Source organism: Alkalibacterium sp. f15, from assembly GCF_049389645.1.
Taxonomy (GTDB): Bacteria; Bacillota; Bacilli; order Lactobacillales; family Carnobacteriaceae_A; genus Alkalibacterium.
This window is the reverse complement of the sequence record NZ_CP186540.1, coordinates 1,708,302-1,726,992: the sequence shown is the minus strand read 5'-3', so window position 1 is coordinate 1,726,992 and position 18,691 is coordinate 1,708,302. Positions and strand designations below refer to the sequence as shown.

Here is an 18,691-nt window from a genome sequence, read left to right as displayed (position 1 = left end):
TAATTTCCTCCTATTAAATTCTAAATATATTTTATTTTAAAGGGTTTCCCCCATTTAAAATCTCATTTGCGGCTGCTTCATCCGTCACTAACCATGTGTGCGGAGGAGCGGTTTTCATGTGTGCTTCAATCGCTTTGGCTTTCTTTTTGCCACCGGCAACTGCAACGATATGTGGAATGCTCGGTAACTTCGATGATTGCAAGCCGATGCGAGAAAGTTTATATACGATCTCACCTTCCAGATTGATAAACTCACCAAAAGCTTCAGCTACAGCACTTGATTCTTCAAGCTGCTTCAGCATCTGTTCGTTCATCCCTCTGCGTTTGGCCATTTCCATCGCGTTACCTATACTGTACAAAACAATTGAGGCATTTTCAACTATTTCGAGTGTTTCCTTGATTTCAGGTTCTTCAAGCAGCAGAGAATATGTTTCACTTCTGACATGTTCCGGCGCATAGAGCGCTCGGCTTTTACCGCCTGTTCGTCTTGCCATGTTCTCAGCAATGACATTCGCCTGAATATCTACCGATTCACCCAGTCCACCTCTAGCTGGCACGAAGAGCAACTCCCGGTTTAATCCGATTTGCTGATCCATCGCTTTAGCTACTTGAACCATTGTCGTTCCGCCCATAACCGCAATTGTCGTTTTGCCCTCAGGAAGTAAAAAATTCAGTACTTCCGTTGCGGCTCGTGCCATGTCACTGGTACCCGACTGATCGGCATCGGCATTCCCTAAAACGATCGTACAATGGTGAATACCTAGTTTGTTTGCTAACTTTGCTTCTTTTTCCTGTGATTGCACATGCTGTCCCATTAGTTTACCCAGTTGATGAAAGACCGTGATACCTGTAGGTGTACATTCCATACCTTGGGAAGAGGATTTAATCAAACCTTGATTACGTAAAACATCCACTTCTTTTCTCAACACCCGTTCAGTGAACTCCAAACGATTCGCTAATGCGCGACGTCCGATGGGTCCTACTTTTTGAATCTGACTCAGAATGTAATACCGCCGTTTCAATATGTGCAGTGTTCCTGGCGCAACTTTTTCGATTACCGACAGCATACTTGCACAAGCACCTTTCCTTTGCATCTATAGGTCAACTTTTTTAAATCAGGACAACTATTCTTGTTTTAACTTCATTCATAGTGTAACAGGATGCGGGTCATAATTCAACCCATCAAACCAAATTTGCGGGACTTTAGAGGTCCTGTCAAACCTCTATTTTATCCGTTTTTTAACAACTCTTCTTCAATGATTTGTTTTAATTCATCTTCTAAAATATTCTCATCAAAGATATGCTCACCGATAACAACAGTAGGAACCATTGAGACATTTGCTTTTTCTGTTTCATTAATGACAGCTTCTGATTGGTCTGAATTATTCTGCTTTACTGATTGCCTTTTGTCTTCTGCATAGGTTGCTATATCTGCTTTGGATAAGTTGCCCCATTCATCTAAATGATCTACATAATAATCGATGTCTTCCCGAGTTCGTTCAGGATCACCGTAATCAAGATAGCTGTGCAGAACATTCCCTTTGTCCAGTCCGGGCTTCTTTTTATCAAAATGCTTAACGATTCGTTCCACTTTACCATTCTTCTCGTATTCATCCAAAACGGCTGAAGCGGTCTTCCACCACATTTTGCAAAACGGACATCTTAAATTAATGAATTCAACAACTTTGACAGGTGCATTGGGATCTCCAAAATGAAATCCCCCCTCTGTCGTTATGGTCTTCCTATTAATTTCTGATATATCCATCCACACACTCCCTTCAGTATTTCTCTACATTACTCTACTTTTCTAATTATACTCTTGAAAAAAATAGATAACCAGTCAAACGCTTTGGCCTAAATCACTTACTTTACCAATAAGTAACCAAGAAAAACGACCTACTCTATTGAGCAGATCGTTTTACTTAAAAAATTATTCAGCTAAATCAGCAGTACTTTCCATGATTTCATCTACGATACCGTATGCTTTTGCTTCTTGCGCTGTCATGAAGAAGTCGCGATCTGTGTCACGTTCGATTACTTCTATACTATTACCTGTACGCTCAACCAAAATTTTGTTTAAACGATCTCTTGTTTTCAAAATATGTCTGGCAGCAATTTCGATTTCAGTTGCCTGACCTTGTGCGCCACCTAAAGGTTGGTGGATCAAGATTTCAGTGTTTGGTAAAGCAAATCGTTTACCTTTCACACCCGCTGCAAGCAAGAAACTTCCCATAGAAGCTGCTAAACCGATAGCAATCGTTTGAACATCAGCTTTAATGAAGTTCATTGTATCAAAAATAGCTAAGCCTGCTGTGACGCTTCCTCCTGGAGAGTTGATGTATAGATAAATGTCTTTTTCAGGATCTTGCGCATCCAGGAATAATAACTGGGCTATGATCGAGTTAGCGACTTGATCGTCAACTGGACCTCCCAACATGATAATGCGGTCTTTCAATAAACGGGAATAAATGTCATAAGCACGTTCACCACGTGGCGATTGTTCGATAACTGTAGGTACTAAATTCATCTAATTTCCTCCTAAAATATGATTCTAAATAAGTGTAGCATAATTTTATATTGAAATGAATCTAAATAAATTATATCGCATTGGTCAGTAAAGGTCAAATAGTAAAAATCTAGAAACAGTCTAGCATGATTCTGTTTTGTAGACCGATATTTAAACCCAATCAAATCGACCTGATATTATACTTTTACTTCGGATCTGCAGCTTTCATGTTTTCTGTTTTCTTTTTGCTGTTTTCAAATGCCTGAATGGCCAGCTCCCGACTTCTTTTATGCGAGACGATCGGTCCCGGATAATCTTCACCGATGACCACACCAAAAGTTTCTTGTTCTTCTGCTGTCAGTTTTGATGGTTCATGTATCTTTTTATTATCGATAGCTTTAAGTTCGGGGACATACTTTTTGATAAAACTGCCATCTTTATCGAATTTTTCTGACTGTGTTGTCGGATTGAACACTCTAAAGTAAGGAACGCCATCCGCACCGGTCGAGGAGGCCCATTGCCAACCGCCTATGTTGCTGGCTGCATCATAATCATTCAGCATTTCCTGAAAATACTTTTCTCCCCATCTCCAGTCGATCAGTAGATCCTTGGTCAGGAACGAAGCCGTTAACATACGTAACCGATTATGCATCCAACCGGTTTCTTTGAGTTGGCGCATTGCCGCATCCACTGTCGGGAAGCCGGTCTGACCTTCTTGCCATTTTTTGAAATTTTGTTCATTGTTATCCCATTCCACCTGACGGAAGGATGCATTGATAGAGACTTCCTTTTGATCAGGATGGGTGGCATAGATTGCATTGTAGAAATCTCTCCATGCCAGTTCTTGAATAAAGGTGTGTTTTCCTAAAGAGTTTTCCGCCCGATTCACTCTATCATAAACGGTGCGAATGGAGATTTCTCCCGCTCTCAAGTGTTTGGACAAATGACTCGTCGCATCCTTCAACGGGTAATCTCTAGCTTCTTTGTAGTCTCTTAAATGATTTTCAACAAAGTCATCCAGCAGTTTATGCGCTTCTCGAGTGCCTAATTGAGCATTTCCAACCTGGATCTGCCTATCAAGTAGTTGTGCAAATTGATCTTCGTCTTCTATAAAAACAGGCTGTCCGACTATTTTTTCAGTTTCGAACTTCACGTCGACCACATGAGGTTTTTGCAGTTCTTTCCATTTATTAAAGTAAGGCGTAAACACTTTATAATATGTCCCGGAATTTGTTTTTATTTCCTGTGCTGAATGGATGTGATGGTCATGATACCCATGAGCTTTGATGCCAAGTTCCTTAAATAATCCTCCCGCTACCTTGTCTCGTTCCAGCCCGTAACCCTTCTCATCTCTATTTATATAGACATCAGACCAGTTCGGGAGTTCTTTCTTCAGTCTCGTAAAACAATCTTTTAAATCTCCGTAAAGAATATGTAAAGTCGCACCCTTTTCATCTAGCTCTTCTCTAAGAATTTCTACACTCTTGAAAAAAGCTGCCTGATTAATGGACTCCTCACCTAAAAACTGATCCGGATTCACATGGAACAATAAAAACAGCTCATCCGACTCTTCTAAGGCATGCTTCAATGCTACATTGTCTTCGATTCTCAAATCTCTTCTAAACCACATGACTGCTACCAAGTGACCCCTCCTCATCATTTTAATGACATGCTTTATCATTTTATCATACATTGGCTCTGAGTTTATGAACAGGTCGAATCTGGCTGGATCTGATTCTACTTCTTTATATGAACCCGGAATTATTTTTACCGGTTTCTCCAAAATGGTCTCTCATGATGATGCTTTTTGAATTAATTCAACTGTCTACCGGCGAATAGATGCCAACTAATTTAGTCTTCAGTAGATCTCTTATTGCTTGCTGATCGACATAAGGATACATTTCCATAAGTAACTCCAGACATATTTTTGCACCATCGTCCATACCTCTTGCTCCAGAGATGAGAAAGAGATCTCCGTGTTCCATTCTCTTCAGACCGCATACCAAGGCTTCTTCCAATTCTTCAAAGAAAGCGACTTCGATCTGAGCCTGTTCCATAACATTTAAAAAAGTATTCAATTCTTCTTCCAACACTCGATCTTTTTCTTTCACATGTGAATGGCTGGCCGTTAAGATTATTTTATCTATCTCCAGTTTGTGGCACCATCTGGCCATGGCTTCTGCATTTTCCAAACTCAGCTTCTGCCCATTATTACCTCTGATCGCATGAACGATATGAAAAGATGCGTAGTTCAAATCTTCTACTGTCTTCATAGATGAATCGATATTATTCTCGTTTAGAAGCAAATCATCAATAATGGTGAACTCTTTATCGTAAAGGACATGAAATCGTCTTTCAACACCTTTAAATTTTCCGATTTCTGATCTGACATAGGCAAGAGGCAAATCATTAAGTAGCGCTGTCAAGATGGCCGTTGTGGCATTGTAAACTGAATGGTAGCCAGGAACCAGCAGGTCGATTTTTAAAGATATAGGATCAAGCTGCTGGCCACTCAAGGTGATAAGCGGCTGGGTAAGGTTGAATATAAAAGTAGGTTTTCCAGAAGACAGGTCTATGTCTGAAAGATGCACCGTTCCTGAGGTGTTTTCAATTCCGAAGGTCACGACTTGTGCTTTCGTCTGGTTCATCAGTGGGATCAACAGCGGTTCATCAATATTAAGAAGCGCTACACTTTCTTTTGATGCTTCTCGTATGAGTGACGCTTTGGCATCGAAATAAGACTCGAAAGAACCATGCAGATCGATATGATCGTGGTTGATGTTGGTGAACGCAACGATATCAAAGTGCGTTTGGGCAACACGTTTGAGATCTAAAGCTGACGAAGACACCTCCATCGAGACATGTGAGACACCTTCATCACGCATATTTGCCAAGTGCTTTTGCAGATCTGCAGATTCCGGCGTTGTTAAGACACTTTTTTCGATTCTATCTTTGCTTTTGATCATCACCGTTCCTATAAGACCGGTATCTAGACCGTAACCGCTAAGTAATGCATCAGTCATATAGGTAATTGTCGTCTTACCGTTGGTACCCGTGACGCCAAAAAGTCGCAGTTCTTTGGAAGGTTGATCATAAAAATTGTCGGCTACAACCGCTAAGGCGTTACGACTGTCCGTTACTTTGATTTGGGGGATCTCCAGTTCCGTCAGGTATCTTTCAACAATAAGTGCTGAGGCGCCTTGTTCAACTGCCGTTTTAGCATATGCATGTCCATCCATGTGATACCCACGAATACAAACGAATAAGGTGCCGGGCGCTACTTCGTTGGAATGGTATGCTATTTTTTGAATTTCAATTGTGTTCAGGTCTCTTTCCAGGCTTGGATAATCTATTGAGATGATCTCCACAGATTTTAATGCAGTACCTAATTTCATTATAAGCGATTCCTCTCTAGGATTAATTAAAGCTCATTCGAATCTTCTAGTTTCTTCATTATAATTAACTATTCAGGATAATATACGTAATCACTTTTAAGTGTACTTTTTTATTTCTTTAATTTCATCTTATATGCTCATAATTAATTCAAAAAAGGACCCCTTAGTGTCGGATTATCCGTCCAACTTCTAAGGGGCATCGCAGTAATGCTAGGGGTTTTTTTATCAAGCTACTCTCACTAACAAAAATCATATTCGATTTGTAGTAATTCTGCTTGAACATTTACGAGAAGCGACCTGTTTAAACATAAACAGGTTTACTTGATTGCCTGTACTTTCGCTTTGATCGTCTCTCTTGTTTCACGAAACACCGATAAAATTTCTTCCTCTGTTCCGATTGCTTTTGCCGGATCTTCTAAACCCCAGTGTACATGGGTGACGCCGGCCGGTATAGTTGGGCATTTATCCCTGGCATCGCCACACAACGTGATGATCAAGTCGGCTTGATTGAAGTACTCGGTATCGATCAAATCCGACGTTTGCTTTGTGATATCTATACCATCTTCGGCCATCACTTTAACCGCTCTAGGGTTCAACCCATGTGTTTCAATACCCGCACTTCTTACTTCAAACTGATTCGGATCTAAAAACTTGTGACCATATCCTTCAGCGATTTGACTTCGGCATGAATTACCCGTGCAAAGAAAATATATTTTTTTCATAGTCATCCTCCAGATTGTATAGATCTATAGTTGTTATTCAGGGCCAACATTTTGCGATTACCGCATTGCCCTTCATTATTACTTTAACATTCAAGCTGGCATAATGCATCAATAAAAGTCCTCACATAATATCGACGTACCAGTTAGAATAATGCTTTCAACTGTCACTTTTCTACCAAAAGATCAGGTCTGCAATACTCTTTTGAGCACCGCAGACCTGATCTTATTATCATTGTCAAATCTATCAACTATGCAACCTTGGCTTTATCAACTTGATATCTCTTCGGTTTTATTTCCTAAAAGCTGGTATTAGTAGAACTGATGAACTAGATCTTCTAGCAACGTTGTTACTGACACTGCCTAAAAATAATTGTTTTACGAAACCTCTACCTTGGCTACCCATGACAACAAGTTTTATGTCTCGTTCTTCCACTAATTTCAAAATTTCAACAGATGGCGAACCAAAACGTATCACCGTATCTACTTCGACCTCTCCACCACTGCTGATTACCTGCTTCATGTCCTCCAGACGTTTAGTATCGATTTCATTAAATTTCTCTAGTTTATCGCTGAGATGAGGGACGATTTTAGATTCATCCTGGACATGAACCAGTGTGATTTTTTTTGCGCCCTGAGCTATTATTTTTTTCAAATGATCAAAAGCATATTCCGCATTCTCTGAAAAATCTGTAGGAAACAAAATATTATCCCCTACGCCACAGTTTATTGCCTCAACAGTCTCTTCGCCTTTTTTCTTTTTTTCAAGAAGTCTGATCAATAAAACAGGTTTTTGCGCATATCTGATGACATCATAGGCAAAACTGCCGAACATTCGCACTTTCATCATGTTTTCACTTTCTGCACCGACGACAATGACTGAGTAATCCTCTTTCTCAGCTATTTCATTCATTTCATTATCCACTGAACCACTGAGGATTCTCGTATCTACAGTGAACCCTTTTTTTTCAAGTATTTCTTTTTGTTCCTGTAAGATACTATCCATGAAGACAGTCGAATAACTCAAGGCAGCAGACGTAACCTCTTGCATACTTAAACATTGGGCTAACAATATCTCTTTTGTTCCATATTCTTTCAAACTATCCAGACACTCAACCAGGGCATATGAAGATTTGGACAAATCAGTCGCAACCATTATTTTTTCAAACATTTTACATCCTCCTTTAATTTCTCCTTTTATGTAATATAGCTTTCTATCGTTCATCAAAACAGGGATTTTCATCCCCCAACGATGGAAATAAATAATTCGAATTTCTAAAATATGACTAAGTTAGTGATGATTTCACGTTAAGTATACGGTTACATTTGCGACTTATCAAACAATACAGTTTGAATTTTTTATGCTCTACAGTATTTCATTTCATCTCTCAACAACTGCTGGTCGTTATGAGCTCAGTCGCTCAAGTGAACACGAAAAAAAGCGCCAGCCCAAAGGACCAGCGCTTTTCATTCATATTCAACTATTCGTTGCTTAAGTCTTCACCGTTTGTTTCAATAACATTTTTGTACCAGTAGAATGATTTTTTAGGTGTTCTTTCCAATGTTCCGTTACCTTCGTTATCGCGGTCAACATAAATGAACCCATAACGTTTCTTCATCTCACCTGTTCCGGCACTGACTAAGTCGATACATCCCCAGGAAGTATAACCCATCAAGTCTACGCCATCCAATTCTACGGCATCTTTCATTGCTTTGATGTGTGATGATAAATAATCGATGCGGTAATCATCTTCGACATAGCCGTTCTCATCAGGCGTATCGATAGCACCGAGCCCATTTTCCACCACGAAGAGTGGTTTCTGATAACGGTCGTAGATTTCGTTCATCGTAATACGAATACCCAGCGGATCGATCTGCCATCCCCACTCACTCGCTTCAAGATAAGGGTTTTTCACGGATGCAAAGATGTTGCCTGCTGATTTCTCTTTATTCTCCGGGTCACCAGAAGCAACACGACTTGAATAGTAAGAGAATGAAATAAAGTCCACCGTATATTCTTTGAGCAGTTCTTTATCGCCTTCTTCAAATGGTATTTCAATGCCTTCACGTTCAAGCTCTTTCAGGGCATAAGCCGGATATTCCCCGCGTGACTGAACATCAATGAAGAAGTAATTTTGTCTGTCTGCTTGTTGTGCGGCCAGAACATCCACCGGATTAGGTGTGTTCGGGTAATACTTGCCTGCAGCCAGCATACAGCCTACTTGAATTTCCGGATCCACTTCACGGGCGATCTTGGTTGCCAGAGCGCTGGATACCAATTCATGGTGAGCCGCTTGATAGATCACTTGCTTTTTGTTTTCGCCTTCTTCAAACACCAGGCCGGCACCCATGAATGGGGCATGCAGAATGATATTGATCTCGTTGAAGGTCAGCCAGTATTTGACCAAACCTTTGTAGCGGGTAAACAAGGTACGAGTCAAGTTGCCATAGAAATCGACCATCTTACGGTTGCGCCATCCCCCGTATTCTTTGATCAAGTGCATCGGGCAATCAAAGTGCGTGATCGTCACCAAGGGTTCGATGCCGTGTTTGTGACATTCTTTAAATAAATCTTCATAGAATTTCAAGCCGTCTTCATTGGGTTCTGTTTCATCACCTTTAGGGAAGATACGTGTCCAGGCGATAGACAGTCGGTAGGTTTTGAATCCCATTTCGCCGAACAGAGCAATGTCTTCCTTGTAGCGATGAAAATGATCGATCGCTTCTTTGGCAGGGTAAAAATGCTCGTCATCAAAATCTAAATGTTTTACTTTTCCAGAAATAATAGCCCGACGATCTTCGCCGACTGGTGCGACATCGACGTTCGCCAGTCCTCTTCCATCTTCGTTATATCCGCCTTCCAGCTGGTTAGCCGCTGTTGCGCCACCCCATAAGAAATCTTTTTTAAATCCCATGTGTCTTCCTCCTAGTAGTTTATATATGATGTTTTTTTCCAGTACTCTTTAAGTTTATAGAGTGTAATCCATTACATACAAGACAAATCGTAAAAAGAATTCACTTTTTGTTAACTAGTTTAATGCCGATCAATATGTTAAAGTAGCTGTGACTATAGTCTTAGGAAAGAGGAAATTGAAATGACACACTATGATGTCCTTGTAATCGGTGGCGGAACAAGTGGAATGATGGCTGCTATTTCGGCAGCAGAACATGACGTTACTGTTGGACTTATTGAAAAGAACAAATTTGTTGGACGAAAATTACTGGTGACTGGAAATGGCCGCTGTAATGTAACCAACAACCTTGACAAGGAGGAAATCATTGCCCATATCCCGGGAAACGGACGCTTCTTGTACAGTGCTTTTTATCAGTACGATAACTACGATATCATGAAATTCTTTCAATCACGTGGGATCGCTTTAAAGGAAGAAGACCACGGCCGGATGTTTCCGACAACTGATAAATCACGAACGATCGTTGATGCCTTGAAACAAGTTATTGAAGATTTGAAGATCGATTTGCATATCGATGCTCCCGTTGATGCCGTTTTATATGATGATGAAAAAGTAACGGGTGTCAGACTGATCGACGGTCGCGAATTCACTGCAACATCGGTCATTCTGTCTACCGGTGGACGCGCGATGCCTAAAACCGGTTCGACAGGCGACGGGTATAAATGGGCCAAGACAGCCGGACATACCATCAAAGAGTTGTACCCGACTGAAGTACCGATCACGTCCAAAGAATCCTTTATTGAGGAACGGGTCTTGCAAGGCTTGTCCTTGAGAGACATCAATCTAAGTGTTTTAAACAAGAAATACAAATCAGTGATCACGCATCGTATGGATATGATTTTCACGCATCTAGGCATTTCTGGTCCTGCCGTGCTGCGTTGCTCCATGTTTGTCTTGCAGACTATGAAACGCGACAAGACTGATTTTGCCACGATGACGATCGATTCCCTTCCGGATCAGTCCCTAGGAGAATTGAAGCAAAAATTCGAACAGCTGAAAAAGCATGATGGTGATAAGAGCATCAAAAATGTTCTGAAACAGTTCGGTCCCGAACGTTACATTCTGTTCGGTCTGGAGCAGCAATCAATCGACAGCGACAATGCCTTCAAGACATTGTCGCCTAAAGAAGTCGAAGCGATCATAGCCTTTCTCAAGGATTTTCGTTTTGACGTCCACGGGTCACTGCCGATCGAAAAAGCCTTCGTTACTGGCGGCGGCGTGCATACGAAAGAAGTGAATCCCAAGACCCTTGAGAGTAAAAAGAAAAAAAATCTGTATTTCACAGGCGAAATCCTTGATTACAACGGCTATACGGGTGGCTACAACATCACCGGCGCCTTCATTACCGGTCGTGTGGCCGGTATGCATGCAGCCGAGTCAGCCTTAGCTCAAAGATAAAAGACGCAGAACGAAACCCTTGTCGGTTGATAGCCGACAAGGGTTTTTTATTTAGCTTTTTTAATGCAGATCAATCTGGCTGTGCCAGATTTTCCTTTTTATATTTTAAAAGACCTTCTGGAAATGAAGCATGGACTTTTAGGTGCTTAGGTCGAGTTCATGCTTGTTGGATGCTCCTGTACTTCACTTTATTGGGACTTAGGTTGAGTTCCGGTCATTCGATCGTTCCTGAACTATACTTTATTGGGACTTAGATTGAGTTCATGCTTGTTGGATGCTCCTGTACTTTACCTAGTTGGGACTTAGGTTGAGTTCATGCTTGTTGGATGCTCCTGTACTGCACTTTATTGGTACTTAGGTTGAGTTCAGGTCATTTGATCAAGGGTGAACTACTCTCTTCTACTTAAATAATGGAGTTCAGCAAGATTATCCCTCACTGAACTCCATTATCCATCTATATTGTTTAGTTTAGTCTTGAATTCAATCTCTGAACTCCATTTATCGCATCCTAATCGGATAGGATAGAAAGACCCAGTCTTTCTTTCAGCTGTTCAATTTGTTTCTTGACAGCTTCCGGAGCCGGTCCGCCTTCAATATTTCGTTTGGTCACACAATTCTCCAGACTGATCGCTTCATAAATATCTTCTTCAAACAATTCATGCAGTGACTGATATGTTTCCAGGGAGACCTCTTCCAGTGTCTGATTCGTTGCAATGCACGTCTGCACCAGTGCCCCGATCACGCCGTACGCTTCACGGAACGGAACGCCTTTTTTAGTCAGATAATCCGCACAGTCGGTCGCATTGATGAACCCTTTTGACGCCGCTTCACGCATGCGGTCTCTTTTTGCCTCCATGGTATCGATCATGGGGATCGTAGCGGAGAGTGCCAGCTTCACCGTGCGGATGCTGTCGAACAAGGCTTCTTTATCCTCCTGCATATCTTTGTTGTATGCCAGCGGAATGCCCTTCATCATGGTCAGCAGCGTCTGAAGATTCCCGTATGCCCGACCCGTTTTCCCTCTGACCAGTTCGGCTACGTCAGGATTTTTCTTCTGGGGCATGATCGATGAACCGGTAGCAAAGGCATCATCCAGCTCCACAAACTTGAATTCCTGAGAACTCCATAAAATCACTTCTTCTGATAGTCTGGATAAATGCATCATGATCATGCTTAAGGCATAAGCTGTGTCGATGACGAAATCTCTGTCAGAAACACCGTCCAGGCTGTTGGCAGTGACTGCCTCAAACCCCAGCTGCTCGGCTACGTACTGACGGTCAAGTGGATAAGTCGTCCCCGCGAGCGCACCGTTACCCAGGGGCATGACATCTGTATGCTCCAAAGCTTCTTCCAACCGCTTGATATCGCGTTGGATCATTTGTGCATACGCCATTAAATGATGCGCAAAAGTAACAGGTTGGGCAATCTGCAGGTGGGTATAACCCGGCATGATCGTGTGCAGATGCTGCTCGGCCTTATTGATCAGAACCTTTTCAAAATCCAGCAACTGGTTTTTGATTTCAGCCAACTGTTTTTTAACGTACAGTCTTAAATCCAAGGCCACCTGATCGTTTCGGCTTCTGCCTGTGTGCAGTCTTTTGCCTGCCTCACCTATGCGTTCAGTCAGTTCAGATTCGATAAACATATGGATGTCTTCTGCATTGGGATCGAATAGTAGAGAGCCATCTTTTAAATCCATCAGAATCCCCTGTAAGCCATCCACTATGAGTGCAGCGTCTTCTTTAGAAATGATAGACTGCTTGCCCAGCATCTTGGCGTGCGCGATACTCCCTGCGATATCTTCTTCAAACAATACATAATCAAAACTGATCGAGGAGTTGAATACATCGACCTCTTTCGCACTTCCACCACTCAAACGTCCCTGCCACACTTTATTTGAATCATCTGTCATAAATTGGTCCCTCCAATAAATACATCCCTATTTCCTCTAAAATCCTAATCTTTATTTTTCCGTTCTGATTTACCCCCATGCTTTTATTCCTGCCTGTTTCAGTTGAAATGATTCTTCAGCCTGTTTTCCAAATTGAATCTTTTGTTTCATTTCAGCATGGATCACACTTGATAATCCATAAAGATTGATAAAGCCAGCTGCATCGTTCTGATCGTAAACGTTATCCTGATCGAACGTTGCAAAGGCTTCTGAATATAAGCTGTACGGAGACTCAACGCTTGATACGATCATGTTGCCTTTATACAACTTCAACTTGACTGTACCAGAAACGGTTTTCTGTGTTTCATCCACGAATGAATCCAATGCCTGTTTCAAAGGCGTAAAGTACTGACCATTGTAAATGAGGTTCGCATATTTTTGGGACAACTCCTGTTTATACTGAAGCGTTTCTTTATCCAGCGTGATCATTTCTAGCTGCTCGTGCGCGAAATACAGCAGCGTGCCACCTGGTGTTTCGTATACGCCACGACTCTTCATGCCAACGAGACGGTTCTCGATGATATCCTGGATTCCGATGGCATTCGATCCGCCGATACTGTTCAGTGCTTTGATCAAACTCACGCCATTCATTTCTTTCCCGTCGATGGCGACTGGAATACCTTCATCAAAGGTGATGCTGACATTGGTCGGTTTGTCCGGAGCCTGTTCAGGTGAGACACTCATTTCTAAAATGGAATCATATTTCGGTTCATTTAAGGGGTTTTCCAGATCAAGTCCTTCATGGGATAAGTGCCACAGGTTCTTGTCTTTGGAATAATTGGTCTCACGAGAAATTTTCAACGGAATCTCATGCAATTCTGCATAGTCGATGGCTTCTTCACGGGAAGTGATGTCCCAGGTCCTCCATGGGGCAATGATATCCAGTTCGGGTGCCAGTGCCTTGATGCCCATTTCAAAACGAACCTGATCGTTTCCTTTACCCGTACAACCATGACAGATGGCATCCGCACCCTCCTGTTTAGCTATATCGACGAGCGCTTTTGCGATGATAGGTCGAGCCGTAGCTGTTCCCAATAAATATTTATTTTCATAAATGGCACCCGCTTTTAAAGTCGGGAAGATGGAATCATAAACGAATGCCTCTTCGATTTCTGCCAGATAAAATTTAGATGCGCCGGTCTTCAAAGCTTTTTCTTCTAATCCGATCAACTCATCGTCCTGACCGACGTTTGCAGTGACGGCAATGATCTCACTTCCATAATTCTCTTTTAACCAGTGAATGATGACCGATGTGTCTAGTCCCCCGGAATAAGCCAGTACGATTTTTTTATAAGTTTTATCAGTCATATGTCATTCTCCTTTTCTATTGTGGTTCAGTTGTACTCATTTTTGAGTATAAAAAAAACGCCTTCTGTTTTTACACAGAGACGATTGCATCGCGGTACCACTCTATTTGCAGACAAATTAGTATTGTTTCGAAAAAAATCAATGGCTGTCTGCCAACTCAAAGCATTAACGCTGCACACGGCTTTTCTACTTAAGACAGAGACTGACCCAAACTGAGCGAACCGTTACGATTCACACTCACGTTTTGACAGGTGACTTATTTCAAAAAGCATCTCTCAAGCTCGTTTCAATGACCGTTCATGTCAGCCTTCCACTCTGTGCTGACTCGCTGTGATGAATGAAATCATTTACTTTCTTGTTCTTTGATGTTAGAAGCATTCTATAACGTGCGTAATAGAAAGTCAACAGCAATATTCGCTTTTTCGCATATTCTTTTAAATTGTGTATGAAAAATGTCCTTTCGCTTACTTTTTATACATTTATAATTCTTTTAATGTATAAAAAAATCAGAACGGGATAAACCCGCTCTGATTTCTAATAGGATCACAGCTATCATTTTTTTGAATCGCTGGTCCTTTATTCTTTGTTTAATTCATTAGTCAGTTCAATAATACGGTCGACAGATTCATCTAGATATTTTATGGTATCTGTCAGAGGCTGATCGGTCGTGATATCCACGCCGGCGACTTTGGTTGCTTCAGCAGGCACTTTTTGTCCGCCCAATGCCAGAAAGTCTAACCAGCCACTCACTTTTTCTTCGCCACTCTTGATTTTCAGGAAAGCTTGTGTCGCGATCGTCAATCCTGCTGAGTAGGTATAAGGATAGAGTCCCATGTAATAGTGGATCTGACGCATCCAAGTGAGTTCTGCGCCTGGTTCCAGTTCAACTGAATCTCCCCAGAATTCTTCCAGGACATTACGTGTCAATTCACTCAACTTGTTGGCATCGAAACTCTTGCCTGCATCGATCAATCGATACACTTCACGCTGATACGCGGCTTCAAGTAAATGCGTCACAAAGTTATGGAAGTATGTTTTTGAAATCATTTTAGATAACACGTTACGTTCCATCCGCGGGTCTTTCGCTTTGTCCTTCAAGTAATCCGTTAAGAGCAGTTCGTTAAAGGTTGACGGTCCTTCGATTATATATAAGGATGGACGCGCACTGGTCAACGGGTTGTTTTCATTTGACAAGATCCCTTGACCCGCATGTCCCAATTCGTGGAACAAGGTATAGGCATCGGATAATTGACCTGTATAGGTCACCATGACAAAAGGATGTTTGCCGTAAGTTGTTGAACAGAAAGCGCCGGAACGTTTTCCGTTATTTTGTGCAAAGTCGACCCAGCGTTCTGGATAAGCGCGTAAAATCATGTTCACGTAATCTTCACCGAGAGGCGCCATGGCCTCTTTTACAAGGTCTTTCGATTCTTCAATGCTTACCGGTGTAGTGTAGTCCGGATCCAAATCCACTTTCAAGTCGGCATAGGTCATTTTATCCAGGCCGTGAACGTCTTTGAGATGGGTGATGAATTTACGCATGACGGGTGCAAAATCAGTCATGATCATGTCGATCTGACGGTGATATAACTCCTGGTCGACTTCCTGGCTTTCAAGTAAATAGTCAAAAATCGAATCATAGCCGCGCATAGTTGCCAGTGTTTTTTCTTTTTGAAGATGCGTATAATAACCGGTCGCTACAACGTTTTTATATTGACCCAGAACTTTACTGAATTGATCGTAAGCTGCACGACGGATTTTCGGATCATCCGAGTACATATATACTTCTTCATACAAAACAAAACTGAGCGGGTATTCTTTACCGTCCACTTCAAATGTGCCGTAGTCAGCGTCGGCCGAACGGGCTTGTTCAAAGATTTCTGAAGGTGCTTCAAAGACTGGTGACAATTGCGCCAGGGCTTCTTCCACATTCGGATCAAGTTTGGCTTGTTTGGATTTTTTTATTTGTCTTACAAAGGCTGCATACGTTGCTTCTTTAGCAACCACAGAATCTAGTGTACTTTCAGCTAAATCTTCGATTTGAGATTTAAAGAAGCTCAATTTAGCACTGACACCGGCTAGCACGTTGGCTGTAAAGCGCGCTTGTTGCAACGCTTCGCTGTCAAAGATATCTACCGATACCGGTAAGTGTCCATATTGACCTAGATGTGAGGCTTTTGCTACGATATCTTCGTACTCTTTGATGGCGTCAACGACTGTATTCGCATCTGTAAGATTACCTCTATATTTTGCTGAAAACGCGTCGACTTCTTTTGGTAACGCCTCTAACGCCTCTTCAAAAGCTGCTTGACTAGAAAAAATAGCACTAAGGTCCCATTTCAGGTCTTCAGCTACGCTTGAACGATCTAGTATTTCTTCTGACATATTTTTCTCCCCTTAAACTCTATTAAAATTTATGACGTTGTGTCATATCTACATTAAAAAAATTACTCATGTGGATATTATAGCATGATTATCCTGACAATGTGAGATGTTTTTAATAATTACTGGTGTAGAAATCGTCTTTTTATCATCGTTCTATAATCATAATCGGTTATAAAAAAACGCCCTGATACCTTGTCCAAACAAAGCATCAGGGTTGGTTATTCGTTTATACTTTTTTAGTAGCCTGCCTCATAATCGACAACATTTTTTGGTATATCCTGTCCGTTTACAAAGGCGTGTAAGTTTTCCAGAAATATCGGAAAGGCGCTGGCATTGTAATCTTCCAGATTTCCGGATATGTGCGGTGTCAGGAGCACGTCTTCTCTCTTGTAAATCGGATGATTCTTAGGCAAGGGTTCTTCATGAACGACATCCAAGGCAGCGTATTTCAGCCAGTTTTCATCCAGAGCTTTAAGCAGATCCTCAGTGACAACAGTCTGACCACGTCCCACGTTTACAAAGATAGCAGAACTTTTCATTGCTCTAAATTTACCTAAATTGAAGAGACCATTTGTTTTATCAGTAAGCGGCAAGATATTGATAACGAAATCAGCTAGTGGTAACACATCATCCAACTGATCTTGTGTCACTAATTCATCCATAAACTCAACTGGACGTCCACTTCTGTTGACACCAATTGTTTTCATCCCGAACGCTTGAGCCACTTTTCCTGTCTGCATGCCAATGGCTCCTGTTCCGACGATAAGCATAGTTTTTTGATTGAGTTCTGATGCTTCTGACACCGGATCCCATTTCCTTTGACGTTGCTTAAGCAATGCGTGACCAATTTGACGTGTGTGATTCAAGATCATACCAAAGATAGATTCAGTGATCGCATGTCCGTGAATCCCGCTTGCATTTGTCAAAGTTATGCCATGTTCTTCAAGCTTGTTCAAATCAACAAAATCAACTCCGGCAGAAATCAATTGAACCCATTCAAGCTGGTTTTCAGGATCATCTAACAGTTGAGACGTGACGTCCTTATCCCATCCGTATATAGCTTTCACTTCTGAAATATCCTCGACTTCGCTCAATGATTCAATGATTTCATATGCAGGCGCCGTTTCATTTATTTTTTTTCGCTGTTCGTCATTTAACGATATGTAGCTCAATAATTTGTCTGACACAAACGCACTCTCCTTTAACTCAATTTATGCGTTACTTTTATTGTTACTCGATGGGATTGTATTCTCCTGTGATGATATCTAATTTTTGTATTTCATCTGTTTCAACGTTATAGCGATAAATACCGATCAAATTAGAAAAAGTTACACCATCTTGTTCCACAGCTTCGCGTGCTTCGACTTGCACCCAGCTCTCTTGTTCATAATTGACAAAATAGAAATAATTTTCTCCTTCAATTACAGCGCGTTCCAATACCTGTTCGAAAGCGTGATTTTCAGCTTCCTCTTTTGTCATAAGAGCGTCTTCATTCGCCGCTTCTACTTCCACTACCGGTTCATTTTTTTGTACTTCTTTCTCAGTTAAAAATGATTCCAGCTCTTCATCTGTCGCTTCTGATAAAGACTTTTCCTTGGTTGCCTCGTATTCTTCGCTTAATAGTGTTGATTGACGTTCTTCTTTAAACTCTGATGCCACCTGAATTTCGGCAGCTGCCTTGGCATTTTCTGCCTGCTGTTGACCGATTTCTTCTTTCAAATCTTCTGCTTCAGCTTTCAACAGTTCATTGTCCGATAAATCATTTTGAAGTAATCTGGATAACGTTCCGGCTGCAGCATCCAGTTCTCCGCTATAATATTCATCTTTAGCCTGCTCTAGCAAGGCATAATCCGGGTCCGTCGGTTCCCCTTCGGTCGGGATCTTTTCATCATCAACGAGCTCTGAGGTTGCTTTATCAGTATTTGATTCATTTTCGATTGAGCTTTCTTCGGTAGGTGTACTTGTTTCTGTCTCATCAGCCTGACAAGCTGCCAAACCGAAACTTAGGGCAACCAATGGCACAATATATTTTCTGTTTTTCATCATTTTTCCCCCTCT

At 41.5% G+C, this 18,691-nt stretch carries 14 protein-coding genes and 1 other annotated feature; of the genes, 1 reads left to right on the top strand and 13 read right to left on the bottom strand.

All coding sequences use genetic code 11. From position 1 onward, the window contains the following. Window positions 1–31: 31 nt before the first annotated feature. From ACO1PF_RS08435 to ACO1PF_RS08400, 8 genes are all read right to left on the bottom strand, one after another. Window positions 32–1,093, bottom strand: a complete 1,062-nt coding sequence (locus ACO1PF_RS08435; RefSeq protein WP_423188616.1) for a sugar-binding transcriptional regulator — start codon at window positions 1,091–1,093, stop codon at window positions 32–34. A 134-nt stretch (window positions 1,094–1,227) separates the two neighbouring features. After that, window positions 1,228–1,764 (bottom strand): thioredoxin domain-containing protein, encoded by a 537-nt coding sequence (locus ACO1PF_RS08430; protein WP_423188615.1) that lies wholly within the window; start codon window positions 1,762–1,764, stop codon window positions 1,228–1,230. Window positions 1,765–1,929: 165 nt separating this feature from the next. After that, window positions 1,930–2,526: an ATP-dependent Clp endopeptidase proteolytic subunit ClpP gene (clpP, locus tag ACO1PF_RS08425; protein WP_423188614.1), complete on the bottom strand. Its 597-nt coding sequence runs from the start codon at window positions 2,524–2,526 to the stop codon at window positions 1,930–1,932. 184 nt (window positions 2,527–2,710) lie between these two features. Further along, window positions 2,711–4,147: a cryptochrome/photolyase family protein gene (locus ACO1PF_RS08420; RefSeq protein WP_423188613.1), complete on the bottom strand. Its 1,437-nt coding sequence runs from the start codon at window positions 4,145–4,147 to the stop codon at window positions 2,711–2,713. A 175-nt stretch (window positions 4,148–4,322) separates the two neighbouring features. Further along, window positions 4,323–5,900: a Mur ligase family protein gene (locus ACO1PF_RS08415; protein ID WP_423188612.1), complete on the bottom strand. Its 1,578-nt coding sequence runs from the start codon at window positions 5,898–5,900 to the stop codon at window positions 4,323–4,325. A gap of 317 nt (window positions 5,901–6,217) precedes the next feature. Beyond that, window positions 6,218–6,622, bottom strand: coding sequence for an arsenate reductase (thioredoxin) (gene arsC / locus ACO1PF_RS08410; protein WP_423188611.1), 405 nt, complete (start codon window positions 6,620–6,622; stop codon window positions 6,218–6,220). A gap of 289 nt (window positions 6,623–6,911) precedes the next feature. Continuing rightward, window positions 6,912–7,790 (bottom strand): universal stress protein, encoded by an 879-nt coding sequence (locus ACO1PF_RS08405; protein WP_423188610.1) that lies wholly within the window; start codon window positions 7,788–7,790, stop codon window positions 6,912–6,914. A gap of 310 nt (window positions 7,791–8,100) precedes the next feature. After that, the gene (locus ACO1PF_RS08400; protein WP_423188609.1) at window positions 8,101–9,534 is read right to left on the bottom strand and encodes a 6-phospho-beta-glucosidase; all 1,434 of its coding nucleotides are present in this window, start codon (window positions 9,532–9,534) and stop codon (window positions 8,101–8,103) included. Between the two features lie 180 nt (window positions 9,535–9,714). Between ACO1PF_RS08400 and ACO1PF_RS08395 the strand changes: the two genes are divergently transcribed. Next, window positions 9,715–10,989 carry an NAD(P)/FAD-dependent oxidoreductase gene (locus tag ACO1PF_RS08395; RefSeq protein ID WP_423188608.1) on the top strand — a complete coding sequence of 425 codons (1,275 nt, stop codon included), beginning with the start codon at window positions 9,715–9,717 and terminating at the stop codon, window positions 10,987–10,989. A 508-nt stretch (window positions 10,990–11,497) separates the two neighbouring features. Here the strand turns inward: ACO1PF_RS08395 and argH are convergent. The 5 genes from argH to ACO1PF_RS08370 form a co-directional block, all read right to left on the bottom strand. Beyond that, complete coding sequence (gene argH / locus ACO1PF_RS08390; RefSeq protein ID WP_423188607.1) at window positions 11,498–12,901, bottom strand: argininosuccinate lyase; 1,404 nt, start codon at window positions 12,899–12,901, stop codon at window positions 11,498–11,500. A gap of 69 nt (window positions 12,902–12,970) precedes the next feature. Next, entirely contained in the window at window positions 12,971–14,248 is a 1,278-nt protein-coding gene (locus ACO1PF_RS08385; protein ID WP_423188606.1) for an argininosuccinate synthase, read from the bottom strand. Window positions 14,249–14,321: 73 nt separating this feature from the next. Further along, window positions 14,322–14,620, bottom strand: a binding site (T-box leader). 204 nt (window positions 14,621–14,824) lie between these two features. Beyond that, window positions 14,825–16,633, bottom strand: a complete 1,809-nt coding sequence (gene pepF / locus ACO1PF_RS08380) for an oligoendopeptidase F (RefSeq protein ID WP_423188605.1) — start codon at window positions 16,631–16,633, stop codon at window positions 14,825–14,827. A 236-nt stretch (window positions 16,634–16,869) separates the two neighbouring features. Next, window positions 16,870–17,820 (bottom strand): NAD(P)-dependent oxidoreductase, encoded by a 951-nt coding sequence (locus tag ACO1PF_RS08375; protein ID WP_423188604.1) that lies wholly within the window; start codon window positions 17,818–17,820, stop codon window positions 16,870–16,872. Window positions 17,821–17,863: 43 nt separating this feature from the next. Continuing rightward, complete coding sequence (locus ACO1PF_RS08370) at window positions 17,864–18,679, bottom strand: hypothetical protein (RefSeq protein WP_423188603.1); 816 nt, start codon at window positions 18,677–18,679, stop codon at window positions 17,864–17,866. Window positions 18,680–18,691 lie beyond the last annotated feature (12 nt).